Here is a 21,693-nt window from a genome sequence, read left to right as displayed (position 1 = left end):
CGACGCCGCATGCCTCGCAGGTCATGCGGCGTCGAAGGCGCGGCGTGCGCGATCAGCGCAAGTCGAAGCGATCCAGTTCCATGACCTTCACCCACGCGGCGGCGAAGTCCTTCACGAACTTGTCCTTGCCGTCCGCGCTGGCGTAGACCTCGGCCACGGCGCGCAGCACCGAATTGGAGCCGAACACCAGGTCCACCCGGCTGCCCGTCCACTTTTTCGTCCCCGTCTTGCGGTCGTGCCCGGCGTAGCTGTTCTCGCCGGTGGGCTTCCACTCCGTGCCCATGTCGAGCAGGTTGACGAAGAAGTCGTTGCTGAGCGTGCCCGGCTTGTCGGTGAGCACGCCCGCGTCGCCACCATCGGCGTTGGCGCCGAGCACGCGCAAGCCGCCGACCAGGGCGGTCATCTCGGGCGCGGTCAACGTCAGCAGCTGCGCCTTGTCCACCAGCAAGTGTTCGGCGGGGATGGCGGAGCGCCCCTTGAGGTAATTGCGGAAGCCATCGGCGAACGGTTCCAGCACGGCGAACGATTCCACATCCGTCTGGTCCTGTCGTGCGTCGGTGCGGCCCGGTCGGAACGGCACGGTGAGCGCGATGCCCCCGGCCTTTGCCGCCTGTTCGATGCCTACACCGCCCGCCAGCACGATCAGGTCGGCCAGCGAAACCTTCTTGCCGCCGCTGGCGTCCAGGTTGAACTCCATCTGGATGCGCTCCAGCGCTTTGATCACCTTCGCCAATTGTTCCGGCCGATTGACCGCCCAGTCCTTCTGCGGCGACAGGCGAAGGCGCGCGCCGTTCGCGCCGCCGCGCTTGTCGCCGCCGCGGAACGTGGACGCCGACGCCCAGGCGGTGGACACGAGCTCCGCCACGGACAGACCGGCCGCGGCGATCTTGCCTTTCAACGCGTCGATGTCGGCCGCGTCGATGGTCGCGTAGTCGGCATGGGGCAGGGGGTCCTGCCAGATCAGCTCTTCCTTCGGCACTTCGGGGCCGAGGTAGCGGACGCGCGGGCCCATGTCGCGGTGGGTCAGCTTGAACCACGCGCGCGCGAATGCGTCGGCGAACGCCTGCGGGTTTTCGAGGAAGCGCTTGGAGATCGGGCCGTAGATCGGATCGAAGCGCAGCGACAAGTCGGTGGTCAGCATCTTGGGGCGCTGCTTCTTCGTCTTGTCATGCGCGAACGGCACATCCTCCGGCGCGTCCTTGGCGACCCACTGGTGGGCACCGGCGGGCGACTTCTCCAACTCCCATTCGAAGCCGAACAGGTTCTCGAAAAACTTGTTGCTCCAAAGCGTCGGTGTCTGCGTCCAGGTCACTTCGATGCCCGAAGTGATGGTGTCGCCGGCCTTGCCGCTGCCGAACTTGTTGTGCCAGCCGAAGCCCTGTTGTTCCAGATCGCCGGCTTCGGGTTCGGCACCCACGTTGTCGGCCGGGCCGGCACCATGGGTCTTGCCGAAGGTATGGCCACCGGCGATCAGCGCAACGGTCTCTTCGTCGTCCATCGCCATCCGGCCGAAGGTATCGCGGATGTCCTTCGCGGCGAGCAATGGATCGGGATTGCCGTCGGGGCCCTCCGGGTTCACGTAGATCAGGCCCATCTGCACGGCGGCGAGCGGGTTCTCCAGCCGGCGCGAGTGCACGTCGCCATCGGCGTCGTCATCGGACACCAGCACGCCGGCATCGCCGGGCTTCTCGACGCCTTCCGAGCCATGCGCGTAACGGATGTCGCCACCCAGCCATGTCGTCTCGCGGCCCCAGTACACGTCCTGGTCCGGTTCCCACACATCCTCGCGGCCGCCGCCGAAGCCGAACGTGCGGAAGCCCATCGTTTCCAGCGCGACGTTGCCGGCCAGGATCATCAGGTCGGCCCAGGAAATCGCCTGGCCGTACTTCTGCTTCACCGGCCACAGCAGCCGGCGCGCCTTGTCCAGGCTCACGTTGTCCGGCCAGCTGTTGAGCGGTGCGAAGCGCTGCTGGCCCCGTCCGCCACCGCCACGGCCGTCGCCGATGCGGTAGGTGCCCGCGCTGTGCCACGCCATGCGGATGAAGAGACCGCCGTAATGGCCGAAGTCCGCCGGCCACCAGTCCTGCGAGTCGGTCATCACGTCGCGCAGGTCCTTCTTCAGCGCGTGGTAGTCGAGCTTCTTGAAGGCCGCTGCGTAATCGAAACCTTCGTCCAGCGGATTGGAACGCTCGGAGTGCTGGTTCAGCAGCTCCAGCCGCAACTGGTCCGGCCACCAGTCGCGGTTCCCGGTACCACCGCCGGCGGATGCGTGGAACGGGCATTTGGATTCGGTCGTCATGGATTTCCTTCCTTTGGCGGTGGATGAGCGGACGGGAGTTGGAACACGCGAAGGCGACGCAGGCGGTCCCCGACAGGGCCTGCGTATGGATTGGGTCAGGGAGGCGGAGCGGGAGGATCCGCAGGTGCGGCGTCGGGACGGACCGTCGTGGGAAGCATGGGCTCACGTCCTCGGGGCGTTGGCGAATGTCGACCAGACTAGGGACTGCGGACGATCAATGAAAATCGTTTGTGGCAAACAATCCGATAGCGTCATTCAATGGTGCGTTGCGCCATCAGATGCCCCAAAGAGCGCCACGATACGCCGCGTGCGTTACGCAAGTGTTGTAGCCACGTGCGCGCATCGCCCCTGCAGGAGCGCAGGACCGCCGGCGAGGGCGGCACCGCTGCGCAAGGTCAGAGCAGTGCCTTCAGGCGGTAGAGCGCTTCGAGGGCCTGCTTGGGCGTGAGGTCGTCGGGGTCGAGCGCCGCCAGCGCTTCCTGCGCGGCCGAGGGCGCGGCGGCGAAGAGTCCGAATTGCTGTGGAGCATCCAGCGCCTGGGGCGCCATGTCCGATGCGTGCGTTTCGCGGCCGCGCTGTTCCAGTTCCGCCAGGCGCCGGCGCGCCTGTTGCAGCGTGGCCCTTGGCAAGCCGGCGAGCGCAGCGACCTGCAGGCCGAAGCTGCGGTCCGCCGCGCCTTCCTTCACCGCGTGCATGAAGACCAGCGCATCGCCGTGCTCGACCGCATCAAGGTGGACGTTGGCGATGCCGCTGCCGGGCTCGCCGGCCAGCGCGGTCAGTTCGAAATAGTGCGTGGCAAACAGCGTGTAGCAGCGGTTCGCCGTCGCGAGATGGCGGGCCACTGCATCGGCGAGCGCGAGGCCGTCGTAGGTCGAGGTGCCGCGGCCGATCTCGTCCATCAGCACCAGCGACTGCGCGGTGGCGTGGTGGAGGATGTAACTCGTCTCCGCCATCTCGACCATGAAGGTCGACTGGCCGCGGGCAAGATCGTCGCCGGCGCCGATGCGGGTCAGGATGCGGTCGATCGGACCGAGCACGGCGCGCGAGGCGGGCACGAAGCTGCCGATGTGGGCCAGCAGCACAATCAGCGCGTTCTGCCGCATGTAGGTGCTCTTGCCGCCCATATTCGGGCCGGTGATCACCAGCATCCTTCGCGCCTCGTCCAGGCGCAGGTCATTGGGTTCGAACGGCTCCTTGCGCACGGCCTCGACGACCGGATGGCGGCCGCGCTCGATGCACAGTCCGGGCGCGTCGCTCAGTTCGGGCTGCGCCCAGTCCAGTTCCTGCGCACGCTCGGCGAAGGCGGCCAACACATCGAGTTCGCTCAGCGCGGCGGCGCAGCGCTTGAGCGGTTCCAGGCGCGCGTTGAGGGTGTCCAGCAGGGCGTCGTAAAGCAGCTTCTCGCGCGACAGCGAGCGCTCTCGCGCGGAGAGCACCTTGTCCTCGAACTGCTTCAACTCTTCGGTGATGTAGCGCTCGGCGCCGGTCAGGGTCTGCCGCCGCGTGTAGTGCACCGGCGCGCGTTCGGCCTGGCCCTTGCTGATCTCGATGTAATAGCCGTGCACGCGGTTGTAGCCGACCTTGAGCGTGGCGATGCCGCTGCTCTCGCGCTCGCGCGCTTCCAGGTCGACCAGGAACTGGTCCGCATTCGTACTCAGCTGCCGCAGTTCGTCGAGTTCGGCGTCGTAGCCGTTGGCCAGTACGCCGCCGTCGCTGAGTTTCGGCGGAGGCTGCGGCGCCACGGCGGCGAGCAGCAGGGCTGCGGTGTCGTCGTGCTCGCCCAGCGCGGTGGCGAGCGCCTGCAGGCGCGGTGAGTCGAGGGGAACCAGATGATTGCGGACGTCCGGCAGCAGTGCGAGGCCATCGCGCAGCGTGGACAGGTCGCGCGGGCGCGCCGAGCGCAGCGCGACGCGAGTGAGGATGCGCTCGAGATCACCAAGTGCACGGAACCCGGTCCGCAGGTCCCGTTCCGCACCGCCCATCAGCGTGGCTACGGCGTGGTGGCGTTCGCCGAGCACGCGACGGTCGCGCAGGGGTCGGTGCAGCCAGCGTCGCAGCAAGCGGCCACCCATCGGCGTCACGGTGGTGTCCAGCACGCCGAGCAGGGTGTGCCGGGTATCGCCATCGACGCGGGTGTCGAGTTCCAGGTGCCGGCGGGTGGCGGCGTTCATCGCGATGGCATCGCCGGCCGACTCCACCGCGATCGCGGTGAGGTGCGGCAGCCGCTGCTTCTGGGTTTCTTCCACGTAACCGAGCAGCGCACCGGCGGCGCCGGTCGCCAGTGCCTTGTCGTCGATGCCAAAGCCGGTCAGGTCGTGCAAGCCGAAGAAGGCCAGCAACTGTCGACGCCCGCTGTCGGGATCGAACAGCCACGGTGCGCGCCGACGAAGGCCGGTGCGCTGCTGCAGGAAGGCCGGGAGCCCTTCTTCGTCGGGGACCAGCAGTTCGGCCGGTTCCAGTCGCGCGAGTTCGGCCTCCAGGGCGTCGTCGCTGTCGACTTCGTTGACCATGAAGCGTCCGCCGGCCAGATCGGCCCAGGCCAGGCCATAGCCCGAGCGGCCGCGACTGATGGTCATCAGCAAGGTATCGCGACGTTCGTTGAGCAGGGCTTCGTCGGTCACCGTGCCCGGCGTGACCACGCGGACCACTTTGCGCTCCACCAGCCCTTTCGCCAGCGCCGGGTCGCCGATCTGCTCGCAGATGGCCACCGACTCGCCCAACGCCACCAATCGCGCCAGGTAGCCCTCGCAGGCATGCACGGGCACGCCCGCCATCGGGATCGGCGCACCGCCGGAACTACCGCGCTGGGTCAGGGTAATGTCGAGCAGCCGGGCGGCCTTGCGGGCATCGTCGTAGAACAACTCATAGAAATCGCCCATCCGGAAGAACAACAGCAAGTCCGGGTACTCCGCCTTGGCGGCGAAGAACTGCTTCATCAGGGGCGTGTGTTCCGACTTGTCTTTGCTCACGAGGTCAGCAGGGAAGGGGAGGCAAAAGGACGCTGATTGTAGCCGCTGGCCGGTCCCACGCCGGCGCCCTGCAGAAGCCCCATGGCACCGCATCGGCCGTGCGGTGGGCCGCCTTCCGAGTCCAGATGGAGCATCGCGGCGTAACCGAAGTTCCGCACGATCGTTCGAAAAATCAGTGGGTTATCCATGCCAAAGTGATGTCCTGCGTATCGACGCAGTGCAGAATGCCGCGCTGTGAAGCGGGTGTTAATTTCGCATTGACGCAAGGGGAGTTGCGTTCGTCATCGGCGGCATCGCCGCCCGTCAACATCGGGATCACTGCAAGTACGCGTCGCTCAGAACATGACCCTTGGGAGGGGAGAACATGGTCACTGCATCACCCAGGCATAAAGCGCTTTCGCTCGCCGTCTTCGCTGCGCTCTGCAGCTCGCATGCCTATGCGCAACAAGCCGCCGCACCGGCTGGTGAAGAGGAGCCCACCACGCTGGCCACCATGACGGTGACCGCGCAGAAGCGCGAGGAGGCCATGCAGGATGTGCCGATCGCCGTGACCGCGTTGCCCGAACAGCTGTTGCAGGATACCGGCGTGCGCGACATCAAGGACCTGCAGGTTCTGGTGCCCGGCCTGACGGTGACCAGCACGCAGAGCGAGGCCATCACCACCGCGCGCATCCGCGGTATCGGCACCGTCGGCGACAACGTCGGCCTGGAGTCCTCGGTCGGCGTGGTGATCGACGGTGTTTACCGCCCGCGCAACAGCGTGGGTTTCGGCGATCTCGGCCAGCTTGAGCGCATCGAAGTGCTGAAGGGCCCGCAGGGCACGGTGTTCGGCAAGAACACCTCGGCCGGCGTCATCAACGTGGTGACACGCCGTCCCGGTTACACGCAGAGCGCCGAAGGCGAAGTCACCGTGGGGAACTACGGCGCGATGGGCGTGTCCGGCAGCTACAACGATGCGCTGGGCGAAGCGGGCGCCTTCAACATCTACGCGGCGAAGCGCAAGCGCGATGGCTGGATGGACGTGCGCACCGGCAGCGGTCCGCGCCAGGAAACGGACGATTACGACCAGAACTTCCACACGGTGCGCGGCAAGCTGCTGCTGGAGCCGACCGACACCCTGGATATCCTGGTGTCGGGCGACTTCACCAGTCGCGAAGAGAATTGCTGTACGGCCGTGCAGACGACGGTCGGCGCGACTGCCGCCATCCTCAACCGCCTGGTGAATGGCCAGGCCGTGGCTGCACCGGGCGACGATCCGTTCGATCGCGTCGCTTACAGCAACCGTCCGACCACGCAGGACATCAAGGACAGCGGCGTCTCGGTGGAGGTCACCTGGGACTCGCCCTGGTTCGGCAATGCCACGCTGACCTCGATCACCGCGCAGCGCAAGTGGGAGGCCATCAACGGCCTGGACTACGACTTCAGCACGGCCGACATCCTGTACCGCAACGCGGACGAGGACGAATCCTTCACCGGCTTCGACACCTTCAGTCAGGAATTCCGCCTGACCGGCGCCACCGATCGGATCGATTGGATGGTGGGTGCGTTCTATTCCGATGAGGACCTCGACCGCACCGAGACCTACCGGATCGGCCCGCACTACGAGCCCTACCTGTCGGTTGCGCTGCTGTCGATCATCAATCCCGCGTTGGGCCAGTCGCCGACGGCGCCGCTGTTCCTGTCGCAAGCCAGTGGTCGCCCCTTCGGCACCGTGTTCGCCGGCCTGGGCGCGCTGGATACCTATCAGCAGAACGCGAAGAGCACCGCGCTGTTCACCAACAACACTTGGCATGCCACCGATGCGCTCGACATCACCCTGGGCCTGCGCTACACCCGGGAGAAGAAGCACCTGATTTCCAACTACAGCAATCCCAACGGCGGCGCCGGCTGTGGTGCGATGCTCGCCAACCCGGCGCAGGTGGTGGCGGCACTCGTGGCGCGCGGCCTGACCGTCGCCCAGGCATCTGCCGCGGCGCCCACCGTCGTGGGCTACGGCTGCCTGCCGTGGGCAAATCCCCTCCACAACGCGCCCACGCGCGACACCGTGCAGGAGCGCGAGGAGAAGGAATGGTCGGGTACGGTGAAAGCCGCGTACCGCTGGAACGACAACATCATGACGTACGCTTCGTTCGCGCGCGGCTACAAAGGGGGCGGTTTCAACCTCGATCGGGTGCAGTCGTCCAACGGGCTCAGCAGCGGCAGTGCGAACGGCATCATTCCGGTCCTGGACACGTCGTTCCCGGGCGAGTTCGTCGACAGCTATGAACTGGGGACGAAGACCACCTGGCTGGACGGCAACCTGTTGTTGAATGCCACGTTGTTCCACCAGAAGTATGAGGACTTCCAGCTCAACAGCTTCCTCGGCACGAGCTTCGTCGTGCGTTCGATCCCGGAGGTCACCTCGCAGGGCCTCGACGCGGAACTGCTGTGGCAGCCGCGCTCGATCCGCGGGCTGATGTTTCAGAGCGGCCTGATGTACGCCGATACCAAGTATGGGGACAACATCCCCGGCGGCGACTTCGTCGCCCCGACCGGCGCGCTGTACAAGCTGCCGGGTGCGCAGATGAGCTTCGCGCCGAAATGGTCCGGCTCCGCGTCCGTGACGTACGAATGGGACGTGGGCAGCCTGATGGCGCGCTTCAACATCGGCGCCAAGTACGTGTCCAAGTACAACACCGGCTCCGACCTGGATCCGGAGAAGATGCAGGATGCCTACACGGTGGCCAACGCCCGCTTCGGCATCGGTGCGCAGGACCAGCGGTGGATGCTGGAATTCTGGGGCACCAATATCACCGACGAGGACTACGTGCAGGTCGGTTTCGACGGTCCGCTTCAGAACGTCTCTCCGGCACCCAACAATCCCTTCAACACCTTCAACGCGTTCCTGGGTGCGCCCCGCATGTATGGCGTAACCCTGCGCGTCCGCTACTGATCCCCCTTCGCTGATCGTGGCGAGCGGCCCGCCCCTGGCGGGCCGTTTTCTTTCCTGCGCCCTGAACCGGCGCGACAGGCGGTGGGGAAATGGGCTAAAACACGCATACCCCACCTGCAGGAACCCTGATGTCCGCTCCCTCGGATGAAGCACTGCGTGTCCTCGCCCAGGCGCTGGGCGAGCAGCTGCGGCTCGCACGCGACCGCCTGGTCACTGCGGAGAGCTGCACGGGTGGGTGGATCGCCAAGTGCGTGACCGACATCGCCGGTTCGTCGGACTGGTTCGATTGCGGCATGGCCGCCTACAGCTATGAAGCCAAACAGGCGCTGCTGGGCGTGCGTCCACAGACGCTGGAAACCCATGGCGCGGTGAGCCGCGAGACGGTCATCGAGATGGTGTCGGGCGCGCTGGTCAACTCCGGCGCCAGCATCGCGGTGGCGGTGACCGGCATCGCGGGGCCCGGAGGCGGCAGCGAGGACAAGCCGGTGGGGACGGTGTGGATCGGCTGGAAGCGGCGCGGCGGGTATGCCCGGGCGGAGGTGTTCCACTTCGAGGGCGATCGCGACGCCGTCCGCCGTCAGACGGTCGAGCGCGCGCTGACGGGACTGGCCCGGGTCTAGCAACCGTAGCGGGGTCCGCCGGCGTCGATGCCCGATAAGGCAGGGTATTGCCACGCGCTACAGTTAGTAGTAATACTACTAACCATGGACCTGACCGATACCCAGATCGCCATCCTCGCCCTGATCGCCGAGCGGCTCGAGGCCGAAGGCATGCCGCCCTCGCAGGCTGAGATCGCCAAGGCGTTCGGCTTCAAGGGGGTCAGAGCGGCCCAGTATCACCTCGAAGCCCTGGAGCAGGCCGGCGCCATCGAGCGCGTGCCCGGCCGTGCACGCGGTATCCGGGTCCTCAAGGCGCCGCCGTCGCCGCAGCCGTATCTGGCGTTTCCGGCCGCCGCCAATGACGAAGGCCTGCGTATTCCGGTGCTTGGGCAGGTCGCAGCCGGTGCCCCCATCGGGGCTGACGCAGACCACCACGATTACGTCCTGCTCGACCGCGCGTTCTTCGCCCCGGCGCCGGACTATCTGCTTAAGGTGAAGGGCGATTCGATGCGCGATGAGGGCATCTTCGATGGCGACCTGATCGGTGTGCACCGCACGCGCGACGCCCGGTCCGGCCAGATCGTGGTGGCGCGCATCGACGATGCCATCACCGTCAAGCTGCTGAAGATCGGCAAGGACCGTATCCGCTTGCTGCCGCGCAACCCCGACTACGCGCCGATCGAGGTGTTGCCGGACCAGGATTTCGCCATCGAAGGTCTCTACTGCGGCCTGGTGAGGCCGAACCGGTGACCGCACCGGTCCTCTTCGTGTTTCCCGGCTCCGCCGAACGGCGATTCCCGACCGGCGCGGGCGGCGATTCCCGATCCACGGGTGCCTGGCTCGACGTTAATGTCGTCCATGCCCGCTCCGTCGCAGTCCGTGCGATGGCCCCCCTCCACACTGATCGCACCTGACCACTTTGACTAGGACCACGACGATGGACGAGAACAAGAAGCGCGCCCTTTCCGCCGCATTGACCCAGATCGAGCGCCAATTCGGCAAGGGTTCGGTGATGCGCATGGGCGACCGGGTCATCGAGCCCGTCGAGGTCATCCCGACCGGTTCGCTGATGCTGGATCTGGCACTGGGCATCGGCGGCCTGCCCAAGGGACGTGTGGTCGAGATCTACGGTCCCGAGTCCTCCGGCAAGACCACGCTGACCCTGCAGGCCATCGCCCAATGCCAGAAGCAGGGCGGTACGGCGGCCTTCATCGATGCCGAGCACGCACTGGATCCGATCTATGCCGCGAAACTGGGCGTGAACGTGGACGACCTGCTGCTGTCGCAGCCCGATACCGGCGAGCAGGCGCTCGAGATCGCGGACATGCTGGTCCGGTCGGGTTCCATCGACATCGTGGTCATCGACTCGGTGGCCGCGCTGACGCCGAAGGCGGAAATCGAAGGCGAGATGGGCGACCAGCTGCCGGGCTTGCAGGCCCGCCTGATGAGCCAGGCGCTGCGCAAGCTGACCGGCAACATCAAGCGCTCCAACACGCTGGTGGTCTTCATCAACCAGCTGCGCATGAAGATCGGCGTGATGATGCCCGGCCAGAGCCCCGAAACGACCACCGGCGGCAATGCGCTGAAGTTCTACGCCTCGGTCCGCCTGGACATCCGCCGCATCGGCGCCATCAAGAAGGGCGATGAGATCATCGGCAACCAGACCAAGATCAAGGTGGTCAAGAACAAGCTGGCGCCCCCGTTCAAGCAGGTGGTCACCGAGATCCTGTACGGCGAAGGCATCAGTCGCGAAGGCGAGCTGATCGACATGGGCGTCGAGGCCAAACTGGTCGACAAGGCGGGTGCCTGGTACGGCTATGCCGGTGAGCGTATCGGCCAGGGCAAGGACAATGCGCGGACCTTCCTGCGCGAGAACCCGGCGGTAGCGGCCAAGCTGGAGGCGGAACTTCGCGAGAAGTTCCAGCCTGAGGAAGCCAAGCGTGATGAAGGCGCGGACGACGACAGCGACGAATAAGGCTGAACGTCTGGCGACGGGGTGCCCATGATGACGGGCGAGCATGCAGGGAGGCGCAAACCCCGCCGCCGGGGCGGCAGCGAGCAGACGCCGCTCCAACGTGCGCTCGGCCTACTGGTCCGGCGCGAACACTCCCGGCGGGAACTGTCCCGCAAGTTGACCGCACGCGGCATGGACGCGGCCGATGTGCGATCGGCCGTGGACAGGTTGGTGGACGAGGGATGGCAGAGCGACACGCGCTTTGCCGAAACCCTGGTCCGCAGCCGGGCCGCCGGTGGCCATGGCCCGCTGCGGATCCGGGCCGAACTTTCTACCCACGGGCTGGATCGTGAGGCGGTGGAAACCGCCATGGCTACCTTCGACGGCGACTGGACCGAAACGGCGTGCGACCTCGTCCGCCGGCGTTTCGGTCCAGTTGACCCCACCGATCTCGCGCAAAGGCGCAAGATCGCCGATTTCCTGATCCGTCGAGGCTTCGACGGTGCCAGTGTCAGGGCCGCCAGCCAGGCAGGGGCGGAGGACTGGGACGGGGCGGCCTGATAATCTAGCGCATTGGGTTGCTTCCGCCCGGCCGCACCCGCATGTAGCGGGTATCGCGGCGCCAGGATGCGCCTTCCAGCCAATGCCTGCCAGATGACCACGTCCAAAACCTTCAGCACCCGCCAGATCCGCCAGGATTTCCTCGATTTCTTCGCCGGCAAGGGCCATACCATCGTGCCTTCCGCCTCCCTGGTGCCCGGCAACGATCCCACCTTGCTGTTCACCAACTCCGGCATGGTGCAGTTCAAGGACGTGTTCCTCGGCGCGGAGAAGCGCAGCTATGTGCGGGCGGCCGACGTGCAACGCTGCCTGCGGGCGGGCGGCAAGCACAACGATCTGGATTCGGTGGGTTATACGGCCCGGCACCATACGTTCTTCGAAATGCTGGGCAACTGGTCTTTCGGCGACTACTTCAAGAAGGAAGCGATCGCCTGGGCGTGGGAACTGCTGACTGAGGTGTGGAAGCTGCCGAAGGAGCGCCTGCTGGTCACGGTCTATCACACCGATGACGAGGCTTACGACCTCTGGCACACCATGATCGGGCTGCCGGCCGAGCGCATCGTCCGCATCGGCGACAACAAGGGCGCGCCTTACGCGTCGGACAACTTCTGGCAGATGGCGGACACCGGTCCCTGCGGTCCGTGTACCGAGATCTTCTACGACCACGGCGACCACATCGCCGGGGGTCCTCCGGGTTCCCCGGACGAGGACGGCGATCGCTACATCGAGATCTGGAACAACGTCTTCATGCAGTTCGATCGGCAGCCCGACGGTACCTTGGTGCCATTGCCGGCGCCGTGCGTCGATACCGGCATGGGTCTGGAGCGTCTGGCGGCGGTGCTCCAGCACGTCCATACGAACTACGAAATCGACCTGTTCCAGGCACTGATCCGGAAGGCGTCCGAACTGACCGGCACAACCGACCTGGAGAATAAGTCCCTCCGCGTCATCGCCGACCACATCCGCGCCTGCAGTTTTCTGATCGTCGATGGCGTGCTGCCGTCCAACGAGGGGCGTGGTTACGTGCTGCGCCGGATCATCCGTCGCGCGCTCCGCCACGGCTGGATGCTGGGCGTGCGGCAGCCGTTCTTCCACAAGATGGTCGGCACCCTTTCCGACTTGATGGGTGATGCGTATCCGGAGTTGCCGGCGGCGCGTGACTTGGTGGAGAAAGCGCTGAAGGCGGAAGAAGAACGTTTCGCCGAAACGCTGGATGCCGGCATGCGCATTTTCGACGACGTTGCTTCACGCGTATCCGATGGTGTGATTCCGGGTGCGGACGCTTTCCGCCTTTACGACACCTATGGCTTTCCGGTCGACCTGACCGCGGACATCGCGCGTGAGCGCGGGCTGACGGTGGATATGGCCGGTTTCGATGCGGCGATGGAGCAACAGCGCGAGACCGCCCGTGCCGCTGGCAAGTTCGCCTCCAACACCGGCTTGCCGGCCGAGCTGGTCGCGCAGATTTCGCCGACGGGCTTCCTGGGTTACGACCAGCTTGATGCCGGCGGCCTGCAGGTCGTCGCATTGTTGAAGGATGGTCGTCCGGTGGCGTCGATCGATGCGGGCGACGAGGCCGTGGTAATCCTGGACCGCACGCCGTTCTATGCGGAGTCCGGTGGTCAAGTGGGTGATACCGGGGTGCTGGTCGAGCAGGGCGTCGCGTTCGATGTCGCCGATACGCTGAAGTTCGCGGGCCAGTTCCACGGCCACGTCGGTCGCGTCGCCAAGGGTAGCCTGAAGGTCGGCGATCATGTGGTCGCATCGGTCGACGCCACGCGCCGCGCCAGCACCATCCTCAACCATTCGGCCACGCACCTGCTCCACGCTGCGTTGCGCGAGGTGCTGGGCACGCATGTCCAGCAGAAGGGTTCGCTGGTGGCGCCGGACCGCCTGCGCTTCGACTTTTCCCACTTCCAGCCGCTGACGGCCGCTGAGCTGACCGAGATCGAGCGCCGGGTGAATGCGCAGGTCCGTGCCAACCACGAGGCCGAAGTTCACCACATGGGCATGCAGGAGGCGCTCGATTTCGGCGCCATGGCGCTGTTCGGCGAGAAGTACGGTGAGCACGTCCGCGTGCTGAGGATGGGCGGCTATTCCACGGAGTTGTGCGGTGGCACGCATGTCGGCCGGACCGGCGATATCGGCCTGTTCAAGTTGGTCGGCGAGAGCGGCGTATCGGCGGGCGTCCGGCGCATCGAGGCTGTGACCGGGCAGGGCGCACTGGACTACGTGGCCGATGAGGAACGTCGCCTGGCGGAGGCAGCCGCCCTGCTGGGTGGCAATGCGGCCGAAGTGGTCGAGAAGATCCGGGCGCTGACCGACCGGCAAAAGAAGCTGGAGCGCGAGCTGGAGTCGCTGAAGGCCAAGGCGGCTTCCAGCGCCACCTCGGACCTGGCCGGTGCGGCAGTGGAGATCGGCGGCGTCCGCGTCCTGGCTTCCCGCCTGGAAGGTTTTGATGCGAAGGCGCTCCGCGACGCCATAGATCGCCTGAAGCAGCAACTCGGTGACGCCGTGATCGTGCTGGCCGGCACCGCGGAGGGCAAGGCGGCTCTCGTCGCCGGTGTGAACGGCGCCGCAACCGGTCGGGTCAAGGCCGGGGAACTCCTCTCACACGTCGCCAGTCAGATCGGGGGCAAGGGCGGTGGTCGCCCGGACCTCGCCCAGGGTGGTGGTGAGGACGGGCCCGCCCTTGCCACGGCCCTTCAGGGCGTTCCTGAATGGGTTCAGCAGCGCCTCGGTTAATCCGCTTATTGGACCATCCGGTGCTTGCGGCCGTGCGCCTTCGGCCGCTAACATGCTTTAGGTTCATGAATGTACCAGGAAGCCGCAGCCCCCTTTTCACGGGGCGGGCGCGCCCCCGGCACTATCCTTTGCCGGATTACGGAGAAGAAACATGTTGATCTTGACCCGCCGTGTCGGCGAAACCCTGATGATCGGCGATTCGGTCACGGTGACCGTGCTTGGCGTCAAAGGCAACCAAGTGCGTATCGGCATCACCGCGCCCAAGGATGTGGCCGTGCATCGCGAAGAAATCTATCAGCGCATCCAGCGTGGCGAAGAGATCGGTTCGCCGTCGGCGTCCGAGAACGTCACTTCGGAGTGAATGTGTTTGCCGCCTGCGCGGCGAGCCGCTATTCTATGTGGCCGCTGCAGCACGGCTGCGGGAGCGGAAAGACCCGGAGTGATGCCCGAGTGGCCGAAGGGGCTCCCCTGCTAAGGGAGTATAGGGTCAAAAGCCTTATCGAGGGTTCGAATCCCTCTCACTCCGCCAAGTCAAGACCGAAAGCCCGCAACCATGCGGGTTTTCGCGTTTCTGGGGTCGTTGCCCCATGTTTCGCCCCACACTTCGGATCAGGCTGCAGCGGAGTGCTGCTGCTCGGCTTCGGTGGTCTGCGCGAGGATCCATGCCTCGACCTCATCCGATCGCCACAGCGACTTGACGCCGATCTTCCTGGGCCGCGGGAACGTGCCCCGCTGCATCAGGCGGTAGATCATCGCCACGCTCAGGCCGACGCGCGCTTTCACGTCCTTGATCGGCAGCAGCGACAGCGGTGTAGGGTTGTTCTCTGCGGCGGTCATGCTGCCTGCCTCATGCGTTGGTGTTCGATGTCGAGGAAGCTGGCGACGAACTCGGCCGCTTCCTGCGGGACGATGGCGTTTCCGTAGGCGCGCAGTCGTCCCACGCGGCCGGGTATCCCATGAGCCAGCGGGAATGAGCCGGACTCAACTGGCCGCCACTTTCCATCCCGGCAGAGCAACCAGTCAGCAGCTCGCCAGAATCCGTGTAGCGGGCCGGGCCCGTGATCGCCGCTGCCATCGACAAGTCCTGCGGCGAGGCCTTGCGATCGATCTCCGAAAGCGCCCCTTCCGTCGTGCGAACGTTCTTCTCGCCGTCCGCTGCTCGTGGAGTCGGCCAGCCGGACAACTCGACCGTCTTGCGGCTGCTGTCGTTGTTCCCGGCCGCGTTGTTGCCATTCTGCGCTGGCGTACCCGCCATGGGCGTCGGCCATCCCGCCAGCCACGCCACGCGGCCAAGCAGGGCGTTCAGTGGCACGTTCGCCCGCTCCTTGCCGTCCTTCCAGTCGCGCGTGGTCGGTGTCGGCCTGGCCGACACCACACCAGTAGTTCCGATCTCGGATGTGCGGCGCACCGATGCCCGCAGCCGGAAACGGGACACACCCGAAGGCGTAACCCACGGTTTCCAGGTCAGCGTGTACAAGGTCGACCCAAGGCTCTGCGTCCTTGCTCGCAACCTGTTCTCCAAACACGATTGCAGGTCGGCACTCGCGGATGAGATGGAACCAGGCGGGCCAGAGATGCCGCTGATCGTCAAACCCAGCGCCTTTACCTGCCGCGGAGAAAGGCTGGCAAGGGCAGCTGCCAGTCCAAACCCGTCGGTTGCCCCAGCCTGCATGTTTGAGAGCAAGCTCCCATCCAGCAATCCCTGCGAACATGTGCACCCGGTCGTACTGCAGAAGTGATTTCGGGGAGATGTCTTCGATGGATCTGTCACAGATGACTCCGGGCGTGATTTGTCCTGCGTCCATGAGGTTGCTGAGCCAAGCGCAGCAGTACGGATCGATTTCGTTGTAAAAAGCCTTCATGCGCGCGATGCCTTCTGATGCATGGCAACCCGTGCGGCCCATGCCAGGAAGTCGCTGACCGACATGTCGCGCTTTGCGAAATTGCATTGAGGACAGCACGGCACGACGTTGCCGGCCGCATAACCAAGGCTGCTGTCGAGCCTGTCGATGCCATTGACCAGAACACCTGTTTGGCGCCCCTTCGCCTTAGCAAGCGTGCTTGGCGGGTGTCCGCAGTAGTGGCAATCCGAAAGGAACAGCTCGCGCGTCTGCTGTGCGGTCAGTTCGAAAGCGTGGCTCTTCCTGGCTGCGTTGCCGGAATAGATCTCGTGCCGTCTCCTGATTGCCATGTCTTCGCTGCTGGGTCGCTCCCTGGTGCGCCACGTTTCCTTCCGCGCGCAGGAGCCACATCGCGTTGCGCGGCCGGTTCGAAGCCTGCTGACGCGATGCGTGCAGGTTTCCCCGCAATCACACAGGCAAACAGCTACGGGGTGCACGCCCTTCGAACCACGCCGTAGTGCTGTGACAACCAAAGAGGCGAATCGATCGCCGATGGACACCTCAGCCATTGGCCCCACCCCCCGCCCCGCCAGGAGCGTGCATGGCGGCGTCGATGGCGGCGTCTAGCTGTTCAAGGTAGTACGACGTTTCTTCATCGCATACAGCTAGCGTCCCACCGTTGTCCCGCAGCCACCGATACCGAGCAGCATCCCCCGCGTCCCTCAGCAGCGCGGCTCCGTGTTCTCTCAGCCAGTTGACGGCGGCGGCAATGGCTTCCGCGGTAGCTTCGTTGTCGTACTCCGTGTGCCGGATGTTGGCGTCGCACACATAGGCTTCGGCGTTGTAAACCCTGCGCTCTTGGTCTACGAACCACTCGCCGGGAGCGGCCCTCTCCAGCTTCTCCAACACCTCGGCGAGGGCGCTAGTCATGGGGTCACATCCTTGAACTGGAACTTCTTGTTGTAGCCGAGCCATTTGGTGGACACGTCCTCGGTCAGAATCACCGGCCGCCACGACTTCGGATCGCTTGCCCAGCCGAGCATCACGCGATCACCGACGCCGGCCCCATGATCGAACTGCGGATAGCAGAACGTCAGGATGTTGTCCTTGCGGTTGACCCAGCCGTCATTAGGGTGCGCGGCCTTGTACCCTTGGCGAATCAAGTCCTGAACCCATGCGCGCTCCTCATCGCGGCCCTGGCGCACGATCTTCACCCACGCATCCACGAACTCGGGAGCACCACGGCACAGGCCCTCCATCTGGTTCCAATCAGTCATGGGCCCCTCCCGCTGCGGTGGTCAGGGCAGATTCGATGGCGCGGAGGGCAATGGCCGTTGTGTTGTTGACGAAGCCTTCTCGGATTTGTTGGGCCCCCACAGGATCGAATCCATCGCGCTCGTACTCAGCCGCCAACAACTCCCTCGCCCACTCCCCCACCGACGCGCTGGGCTGAGGGGGGGTGGGCTTTGCGGTATGGGAGTTGTCGCCGCCGCGCAGGATGTTGATGGCGTGCCACGCGTGATAGGCCCAGTACGCGTCCTCATCCTTCTCGCGGCTCGGGGGCGAATCCTCAACGTCTCCGGCCTCATATTCCAAGTTCCCGATCACGCCATCCAGCGCATACCGCTGAACTTCGTTCAGAGTCCCGAAGATGTGCACGTACTTCAAGACCTCCGCTGCGGGCTGCGGCAATGGAGCGTGCTGACGCAGAAGATGAATCGCACTGGTGTATTCGTCAGCGCCGGGGTTGAAGTCAGCCAAGGTATCCAGCGCGGCCCTATAAGCTGCGGCCTGTAGCGGGTCGCGCCGACCGCAGGATTCGCATTCACCCTGCGCCAGGGGTTCGGGGGCAGTCACGCCAGACGGCGGATTCTGCGCGAAGTAGTGACCGACGACGCCAAGGAACAGAGGCTCGTCAACGAGGCCGGTAACGAAGTCCACCAGCACGGCGCGCTCCTCATCTGTCAGCGGTCCGCGTTCGCCGGGCTCGTATATCTCGGCCAACTCCGCCATGACTCTGGACACGTCCGTAAGCTCCAGACGGTCGTCCACGAAAAGCGGATCGACCTCTTCCGCTGGCGCTGAGGGGGCGGCTGCGAGCATGGCGTTCCATGCGCATTCGGTTCGAGTCAGCGGCGAGCCTAGGCCGTCTGCCGCAGCACTTCCACGCTGAAGCATCGTCATCGTCGGCTCCCTCGGCACCTCCACCCAATCGCCCGGAAGGGGTCGGGCGGATAGGGCGCGAACCAGCGGGCCGTACTGACGCGCGAGGCTCGCGATCTGCGACACCACGTCGCACAGTGCCGGCCGACTTGCCGCGTCTTCCTCGCCGTTCAGCGCAACGTCGATGCTGCGGGCGTGGCGGTACACGTCATCGGCCGCGAACCAACTGCCGATATTGTGGCCGTCCGCCAAGCCGCGCTGGTACATCTCGCGCATCTGGTGGGCGGTGTAGCCATATACCTGTGACACGCCGCCAGTGTTGTGCAGGAACAGATAGCCAGCACTTGCCGGCAACTCAGGCAGCCCGCGCTCTGCGGGGGTGGGTTCGTTCATGGCGCACGCTCCAACACGTAGGCGGTGAAGGTTTCATTGGTGTAGACCTCTTGGCCGGTATCGACGTTGCGGAATCTCCATACGTCGCCAGGGCCTGCGGGGTACTGCAAGACCACGGCGCGCATGATCCAGTTGATCCCCTGGTCGTCCTTGTTCAGTTGCACGATGTCGCCGATCTTCAGGCTCATGCGGCCGGCTCCTTGCGGATGGCGTAGCTAATACGGTCGGCGTGAAGTTCCACGCGGCCAGAGGTGACGGCAGCCCAAAGGATTTGGATAGCGCCGAGAATGCCGATATCGAACGTCACCGTTACCGTTTCCGGAATCTCGATCTGGCTCATTTCGCGCGGGCTCCGGTGAGGGCGGCTTCACCGTCTATTCCGGGACGCATGTCGGTCTTGCCGAATGCGGCCAGGTGCCAGTTCGCCAGCGCTGCGGCGGTCGTGATGATGTGATGCTCTGCCTTCGTGGCATCGCCTGCGGCGTGTGCGTGCAGCGCTTTGCCGGCTAGGTAGCCAACCAGCCAGAACCAATCGGCCGGCGCTTTCCCTGCATCGTGACTGCTGCCCCAGCGCTGGCGCTGGTGTTCCGCCTCGGTACTGACGGCGCGCAGGAAGTCGTCGGCTTGCGGCGTGTTGATGATCGCGTTAAGGCGTTCCACCTCCGCCTCCAGCGCCGCGACCGTGGCGGCGGAGTAGAGGGGTTCGGTGTAGCCGTCCGCTCGGTCCTCGCGAAACTTGGGCACGTTCCTCCGATACATGCCGGCGTACTGCCAAGCCACCGGAGTCGCACGCGCCGCGTTGTCGGGGGTCGGGGTGTCCATCTCTTCTCCTGGGTGGGGCGGGCCGGTGCTGATCTCCGGCTTGCTACTCGGTGCCTGCAGGGCTCCGGCCTTGTGTCCGGACCTTTGGCGCATCACGGGAAATCGCCCGTCGCACTGCTGCGCATCAGCCTGCGCATCAGCCTGCGCATTCCGCCCCGTGGTCGTCAGAACGGCACGTTGTCGGAGTCGTCTTGCTGCGGCGCTCGGCGCTGCGAACGCTGCTCACCGTCGCGCGGCTTCGGCTCGTAGAAGTTGATCCAGCCGTTGAACCCGATCGGCAGGCTTTCCAGCTTCATCGTCATCGAGCCGTCGTCACGGGCGAACAGGGCGCCAACGTTGACGTAGCGGGTCTTCTCGTTGCCTTCGCGGTCGGTGTACTTCTCGCCGGCATACACGGCGTCATGGGTCTTCTTGAGGGCCATCTAGGCTGCTTCCTTCATGTGGGTGGTTGCGAACTGATAGAAGCCGGCAGCCAGGCGCATGCAGTCGTCGTGCAGTGCCTTGTAGCGGCACATCTCGATCAGATGCGGCTCGCTGACGGTGTAGGTCTTCGGAGCGTCCTTGAGCGGCTTGATCGGAAAGACGTTCCAGCGGAAGACGTCGGCGTCGAAGATGTCCAGGTAGAACCGCCACTGGCAGCCTTCGATGTATTTCTCGACGTTGAGGTTGGCAGTCGTCTTGTGGTCGTCGACGCGCCGGCCCTCGATCCCGTCCACTTGACCGGAGACTTCCAGTGGTCCGTACATCGCCGAGCAGCGCAGTTCGCGAATGGTCGGCAGGTAAAGCGCACTATCGAAGTCCAGTCGGAACGTGTAGCCGTTGGCCTGCAATGTGTCGTACTCGCCAGGCGCCAACGTCTCCATCGCCGCATGGAACGCCGTGCCGGCCAGCATGGCTTCGGACGGCTCGTCGACGGTGATGTACCGAATCAGGTCGTCCGGGGTGGCGTCCGGATCCTCGCGCCACCGCCGCCACGCCTCGATGTTGGAGACGCGGGCCAACATCACGCAGCCTCGGCCGACTTGGCGGAGAATGTTGCCGCCTTGCTGTCGAACACCAGGCCGCGCTTGTCTGCCGCCTGCATGAAGAGCCGCTTGATGGCTGGGGCTTGCTCCTTCAGTGCTGGCAGCTCGCTGTTGAAGTCTTCTGCCGTCTCCAGGAGAGCGAAGGCCTCCACCCAGCCTTGCTGGACGCGCGCAGCTTCCTGCATCGCTTCCGTCTGCTGGTTCATCTGCGACTTCGTCTCGGTGATCAGGTCCGCCAGGAAGGTCGGCGTGATCGGCGTCGGGATATCGAGCAGGTCGAACTGGCCCGGGTTCTTGCCGAAGGCTGATTCGGTTGGGTCGAAGCTGAGGACGCGCTTGCCGGACTTCACGAACACACGACCGATGGCGTCGGCAGACTTCAGAATCTCGTCCTTGCTGCCGCCCTGCACGTCCAGACGGGCCTTCACTTCTTCGCCGTCCATCTTCTCGGTGCCGTGGGCGATCAGCACCACATCCTTGCCGGATTGGTGAATCAGCTTTGTCCACGCCAGGAAGCGCTGCTTCAGCTTGCCCCAGCCCTGCTGGGAGAGAACGCCCGCCTTGGCCATCTTCGCGTCGTTGGCGATGATGTCAGCCGACAGAGCGTCGAGCAGACGGCCCGCGGTATCGACCACGATCGTGGAGAAGGGCGCCAGGTCAGACGCGGTCAGTCCCGCCACGTCAGCCCAGGTGTTCACCCGCACGGTGTCCTTGCGGCCAAGCGCACGATGCGCGCCCTTGTCGAAGTCGAAGAGGAGGGGCTTTTCAGCAGAGAAGGCGAGGGTGGTCTTGCCTGCACCGGGGTCGCCGTAGATCACAAGCGTGATGTTCTCGACGGTGATCGGTTCTTCTGCGGAAAGGATCTTGAGTGCCATTAGGTTCTCCCATTGATGATCTGATTGACTGGCCAGCCAGCCCTGTAGCGATAGATGAGCGTGGGCAGAGAGACGGATTTTTCTCGGCCCCACTGCGAGAGAGTCAGCGCCCGGCCGTCGTACTCGATGACCGTCTTGCTGATGCCGCCGCCCGGCACCCGGAACGCTCTCCTGTTCTGGTTCTGCTGTTCGATGGATTCCCAACGACAGTTGGCCGCGCAGTAGTTGCCGTCGTTGTCAACTCGACCCAGGGTCGACCCTGCAGGTCGTTCGCCCATGTCAGCCAGGAAATTGGCAAATTCATTCCACTCCGGAGCGACCGATATCCCGCGACCACCGTAGTTCGGGTAGGTCGCATGGTTCCGGTCCTGACACCGCTGCCTCATGGCTCGCCACGAATGCCAGGTCGGTGTCAGCGTTTGTCTGTGCTTGATGGTCATTACCACCCCGGGCAATCCGCCATTTCCGGCAGGTAGTCAGGTGAAAGAGGCTCGGAGCCGCCGTCCGATGGAGAG

22 protein-coding genes, 1 tRNA gene and 1 pseudogene are annotated in these 21,693 nt (G+C 65.1%); 8 read left to right on the top strand and 16 right to left on the bottom strand.

Annotated features, from left to right (window positions below; translation table 11 throughout):
* Positions 1 to 52 precede the first annotated feature (52 nt).
* From katG to AC23D6_RS13335, 3 genes are all read right to left on the bottom strand, one after another.
* Entirely contained in the window at positions 53 to 2,299 is a 2,247-nt protein-coding gene (gene katG, locus AC23D6_RS13345; RefSeq protein WP_487749730.1) for a catalase/peroxidase HPI, read from the bottom strand.
* Positions 2,300 to 2,694: 395 nt separating this feature from the next.
* On the bottom strand, positions 2,695 to 5,235 hold the full coding sequence (gene mutS, locus AC23D6_RS13340) for a DNA mismatch repair protein MutS (protein ID WP_487752638.1): 2,541 nt from the start codon (positions 5,233 to 5,235) through the stop codon (positions 2,695 to 2,697).
* Positions 5,236 to 5,264: 29 nt separating this feature from the next.
* The gene (locus tag AC23D6_RS13335; protein ID WP_487749729.1) at positions 5,265 to 5,456 is read right to left on the bottom strand and encodes a hypothetical protein; all 192 of its coding nucleotides are present in this window, start codon (positions 5,454 to 5,456) and stop codon (positions 5,265 to 5,267) included.
* 176 nt (positions 5,457 to 5,632) lie between these two features.
* Here AC23D6_RS13335 and AC23D6_RS13330 point away from each other — a divergent pair, with 176 nt between their 5' ends.
* From AC23D6_RS13330 to AC23D6_RS13295, 8 genes are all read left to right on the top strand, one after another.
* Positions 5,633 to 8,200 carry a TonB-dependent receptor gene (locus AC23D6_RS13330; RefSeq protein WP_487749728.1) on the top strand — a complete coding sequence of 856 codons (2,568 nt, stop codon included), beginning with the start codon at positions 5,633 to 5,635 and terminating at the stop codon, positions 8,198 to 8,200.
* Between the two features lie 128 nt (positions 8,201 to 8,328).
* Positions 8,329 to 8,820, top strand: coding sequence for a CinA family protein (locus AC23D6_RS13325; protein WP_487749727.1), 492 nt, complete (start codon positions 8,329 to 8,331; stop codon positions 8,818 to 8,820).
* Positions 8,821 to 8,904: 84 nt separating this feature from the next.
* A complete protein-coding gene (gene lexA / locus AC23D6_RS13320; RefSeq protein ID WP_487749726.1) occupies positions 8,905 to 9,549 on the top strand; it encodes a transcriptional repressor LexA in 645 nt (214 codons plus the stop codon).
* Positions 9,550 to 9,736: 187 nt separating this feature from the next.
* Complete coding sequence (gene recA / locus AC23D6_RS13315; RefSeq protein ID WP_487749725.1) at positions 9,737 to 10,774, top strand: recombinase RecA; 1,038 nt, start codon at positions 9,737 to 9,739, stop codon at positions 10,772 to 10,774.
* Positions 10,775 to 10,801: 27 nt separating this feature from the next.
* Positions 10,802 to 11,314 (top strand): recombination regulator RecX, encoded by a 513-nt coding sequence (recX, locus tag AC23D6_RS13310; RefSeq protein WP_487749724.1) that lies wholly within the window; start codon positions 10,802 to 10,804, stop codon positions 11,312 to 11,314.
* Positions 11,315 to 11,407: 93 nt separating this feature from the next.
* Entirely contained in the window at positions 11,408 to 14,059 is a 2,652-nt protein-coding gene (alaS, locus tag AC23D6_RS13305; protein WP_487752637.1) for an alanine--tRNA ligase, read from the top strand.
* A gap of 151 nt (positions 14,060 to 14,210) precedes the next feature.
* Positions 14,211 to 14,420: a carbon storage regulator CsrA gene (csrA, locus tag AC23D6_RS13300; protein WP_056878398.1), complete on the top strand. Its 210-nt coding sequence runs from the start codon at positions 14,211 to 14,213 to the stop codon at positions 14,418 to 14,420.
* 75 nt (positions 14,421 to 14,495) lie between these two features.
* A tRNA-Ser gene (locus AC23D6_RS13295) sits at positions 14,496 to 14,588 on the top strand.
* An 80-nt stretch (positions 14,589 to 14,668) separates the two neighbouring features.
* Here AC23D6_RS13295 and AC23D6_RS13290 read toward each other — a convergent pair.
* The 13 genes and pseudogenes from AC23D6_RS13290 to AC23D6_RS13230 all read right to left on the bottom strand — a co-directional run bounded on the left by AC23D6_RS13290 (position 14,669) and on the right by AC23D6_RS13230 (position 21,618).
* Entirely contained in the window at positions 14,669 to 14,896 is a 228-nt protein-coding gene (locus AC23D6_RS13290; RefSeq protein ID WP_487749723.1) for a helix-turn-helix transcriptional regulator, read from the bottom strand.
* A 584-nt stretch (positions 14,897 to 15,480) separates the two neighbouring features.
* Positions 15,481 to 15,771 (bottom strand): annotated as a pseudogene (locus AC23D6_RS13285) (DNA cytosine methyltransferase); the annotation flags it as partial.
* Positions 15,772 to 15,917: 146 nt separating this feature from the next.
* Positions 15,918 to 16,250 carry a hypothetical protein gene (locus AC23D6_RS13280; RefSeq protein ID WP_487749722.1) on the bottom strand — a complete coding sequence of 111 codons (333 nt, stop codon included), beginning with the start codon at positions 16,248 to 16,250 and terminating at the stop codon, positions 15,918 to 15,920.
* Positions 16,251 to 16,461: 211 nt separating this feature from the next.
* A complete protein-coding gene (locus AC23D6_RS13275) occupies positions 16,462 to 16,830 on the bottom strand; it encodes a hypothetical protein (protein ID WP_487749721.1) in 369 nt (122 codons plus the stop codon).
* Positions 16,827 to 17,177: a hypothetical protein gene (locus AC23D6_RS13270; RefSeq protein WP_487749720.1), complete on the bottom strand. Its 351-nt coding sequence runs from the start codon at positions 17,175 to 17,177 to the stop codon at positions 16,827 to 16,829. Before AC23D6_RS13270 ends, AC23D6_RS13275 begins: the two co-directional genes overlap by 4 nt.
* Positions 17,170 to 18,456, bottom strand: a complete 1,287-nt coding sequence (locus tag AC23D6_RS13265) for a hypothetical protein (RefSeq protein ID WP_487749719.1) — start codon at positions 18,454 to 18,456, stop codon at positions 17,170 to 17,172. The genes AC23D6_RS13270 and AC23D6_RS13265 overlap by 8 nt, the downstream gene beginning before the upstream one ends.
* The gene (locus tag AC23D6_RS13260) at positions 18,453 to 18,644 is read right to left on the bottom strand and encodes a hypothetical protein (protein ID WP_487749718.1); all 192 of its coding nucleotides are present in this window, start codon (positions 18,642 to 18,644) and stop codon (positions 18,453 to 18,455) included. The genes AC23D6_RS13265 and AC23D6_RS13260 overlap by 4 nt, the downstream gene beginning before the upstream one ends.
* Positions 18,641 to 18,796: a hypothetical protein gene (locus AC23D6_RS13255; RefSeq protein ID WP_487749717.1), complete on the bottom strand. Its 156-nt coding sequence runs from the start codon at positions 18,794 to 18,796 to the stop codon at positions 18,641 to 18,643. Before AC23D6_RS13255 ends, AC23D6_RS13260 begins: the two co-directional genes overlap by 4 nt.
* On the bottom strand, positions 18,793 to 19,278 hold the full coding sequence (locus AC23D6_RS13250) for a hypothetical protein (RefSeq protein ID WP_487749716.1): 486 nt from the start codon (positions 19,276 to 19,278) through the stop codon (positions 18,793 to 18,795). The genes AC23D6_RS13255 and AC23D6_RS13250 overlap by 4 nt, the downstream gene beginning before the upstream one ends.
* A 164-nt stretch (positions 19,279 to 19,442) precedes the next feature.
* A complete protein-coding gene (locus tag AC23D6_RS13245; protein WP_487749715.1) occupies positions 19,443 to 19,700 on the bottom strand; it encodes a hypothetical protein in 258 nt (85 codons plus the stop codon).
* Positions 19,701 to 20,282 (bottom strand): hypothetical protein, encoded by a 582-nt coding sequence (locus AC23D6_RS13240; RefSeq protein ID WP_487749714.1) that lies wholly within the window; start codon positions 20,280 to 20,282, stop codon positions 19,701 to 19,703.
* Complete coding sequence (locus tag AC23D6_RS13235; protein WP_487749713.1) at positions 20,282 to 21,178, bottom strand: ATP-binding protein; 897 nt, start codon at positions 21,176 to 21,178, stop codon at positions 20,282 to 20,284. Before AC23D6_RS13235 ends, AC23D6_RS13240 begins: the two co-directional genes overlap by 1 nt.
* Complete coding sequence (locus AC23D6_RS13230) at positions 21,178 to 21,618, bottom strand: hypothetical protein (RefSeq protein ID WP_487749712.1); 441 nt, start codon at positions 21,616 to 21,618, stop codon at positions 21,178 to 21,180. The genes AC23D6_RS13235 and AC23D6_RS13230 overlap by 1 nt, the downstream gene beginning before the upstream one ends.
* Between the last annotated feature and the right edge of the window lie 75 nt (positions 21,619 to 21,693).

This window comes from Pseudoxanthomonas sp. G3, assembly GCF_057654715.1.
The sequence above is the reverse complement of the archived record's forward strand: the minus strand, read 5'-3'. Positions and strand labels throughout refer to the sequence as shown.

What these genes read in the sequence shown, in the direction of transcription:
- AC23D6_RS13270 (WP_487749720.1), bottom strand. Translation starts at nt 17,177, where the DNA reads ATGACTGATTGGAACCAGATGGAGGGCCTGTGCCGTGGTGCTCCCGAG.
- AC23D6_RS13230 (WP_487749712.1), bottom strand. Translation starts at nt 21,618, where the DNA reads ATGACCATCAAGCACAGACAAACGCTGACACCGACCTGGCATTCGTGG.
- AC23D6_RS13280 (WP_487749722.1), bottom strand. Translation starts at nt 16,250, where the DNA reads ATGGCAATCAGGAGACGGCACGAGATCTATTCCGGCAACGCAGCCAGG.
- AC23D6_RS13265 (WP_487749719.1), bottom strand. Translation starts at nt 18,456, where the DNA reads ATGAACGAACCCACCCCCGCAGAGCGCGGGCTGCCTGAGTTGCCGGCA.
- AC23D6_RS13245 (WP_487749715.1), bottom strand. Translation starts at nt 19,700, where the DNA reads ATGGCCCTCAAGAAGACCCATGACGCCGTGTATGCCGGCGAGAAGTAC.
- lexA (WP_487749726.1), top strand. Translation starts at nt 8,905, where the DNA reads ATGGACCTGACCGATACCCAGATCGCCATCCTCGCCCTGATCGCCGAG.
- AC23D6_RS13290 (WP_487749723.1), bottom strand. Translation starts at nt 14,896, where the DNA reads ATGACCGCCGCAGAGAACAACCCTACACCGCTGTCGCTGCTGCCGATC.
- AC23D6_RS13255 (WP_487749717.1), bottom strand. Translation starts at nt 18,796, where the DNA reads ATGAGCCAGATCGAGATTCCGGAAACGGTAACGGTGACGTTCGATATC.
- AC23D6_RS13250 (WP_487749716.1), bottom strand. Translation starts at nt 19,278, where the DNA reads ATGGACACCCCGACCCCCGACAACGCGGCGCGTGCGACTCCGGTGGCT.
- alaS (WP_487752637.1), top strand. Translation starts at nt 11,408, where the DNA reads ATGACCACGTCCAAAACCTTCAGCACCCGCCAGATCCGCCAGGATTTC.
- katG (WP_487749730.1), bottom strand. Translation starts at nt 2,299, where the DNA reads ATGACGACCGAATCCAAATGCCCGTTCCACGCATCCGCCGGCGGTGGT.
- recX (WP_487749724.1), top strand. Translation starts at nt 10,802, where the DNA reads ATGATGACGGGCGAGCATGCAGGGAGGCGCAAACCCCGCCGCCGGGGC.
- AC23D6_RS13330 (WP_487749728.1), top strand. Translation starts at nt 5,633, where the DNA reads ATGGTCACTGCATCACCCAGGCATAAAGCGCTTTCGCTCGCCGTCTTC.
- AC23D6_RS13240 (WP_487749714.1), bottom strand. Translation starts at nt 20,282, where the DNA reads ATGTTGGCCCGCGTCTCCAACATCGAGGCGTGGCGGCGGTGGCGCGAG.
- AC23D6_RS13260 (WP_487749718.1), bottom strand. Translation starts at nt 18,644, where the DNA reads ATGAGCCTGAAGATCGGCGACATCGTGCAACTGAACAAGGACGACCAG.
- recA (WP_487749725.1), top strand. Translation starts at nt 9,737, where the DNA reads ATGGACGAGAACAAGAAGCGCGCCCTTTCCGCCGCATTGACCCAGATC.
- AC23D6_RS13235 (WP_487749713.1), bottom strand. Translation starts at nt 21,178, where the DNA reads ATGGCACTCAAGATCCTTTCCGCAGAAGAACCGATCACCGTCGAGAAC.
- csrA (WP_056878398.1), top strand. Translation starts at nt 14,211, where the DNA reads ATGTTGATCTTGACCCGCCGTGTCGGCGAAACCCTGATGATCGGCGAT.
- AC23D6_RS13325 (WP_487749727.1), top strand. Translation starts at nt 8,329, where the DNA reads ATGTCCGCTCCCTCGGATGAAGCACTGCGTGTCCTCGCCCAGGCGCTG.
- AC23D6_RS13335 (WP_487749729.1), bottom strand. Translation starts at nt 5,456, where the DNA reads ATGGATAACCCACTGATTTTTCGAACGATCGTGCGGAACTTCGGTTAC.
- mutS (WP_487752638.1), bottom strand. Translation starts at nt 5,235, where the DNA reads ATGAAGCAGTTCTTCGCCGCCAAGGCGGAGTACCCGGACTTGCTGTTG.
- AC23D6_RS13275 (WP_487749721.1), bottom strand. Translation starts at nt 16,830, where the DNA reads ATGACTAGCGCCCTCGCCGAGGTGTTGGAGAAGCTGGAGAGGGCCGCT.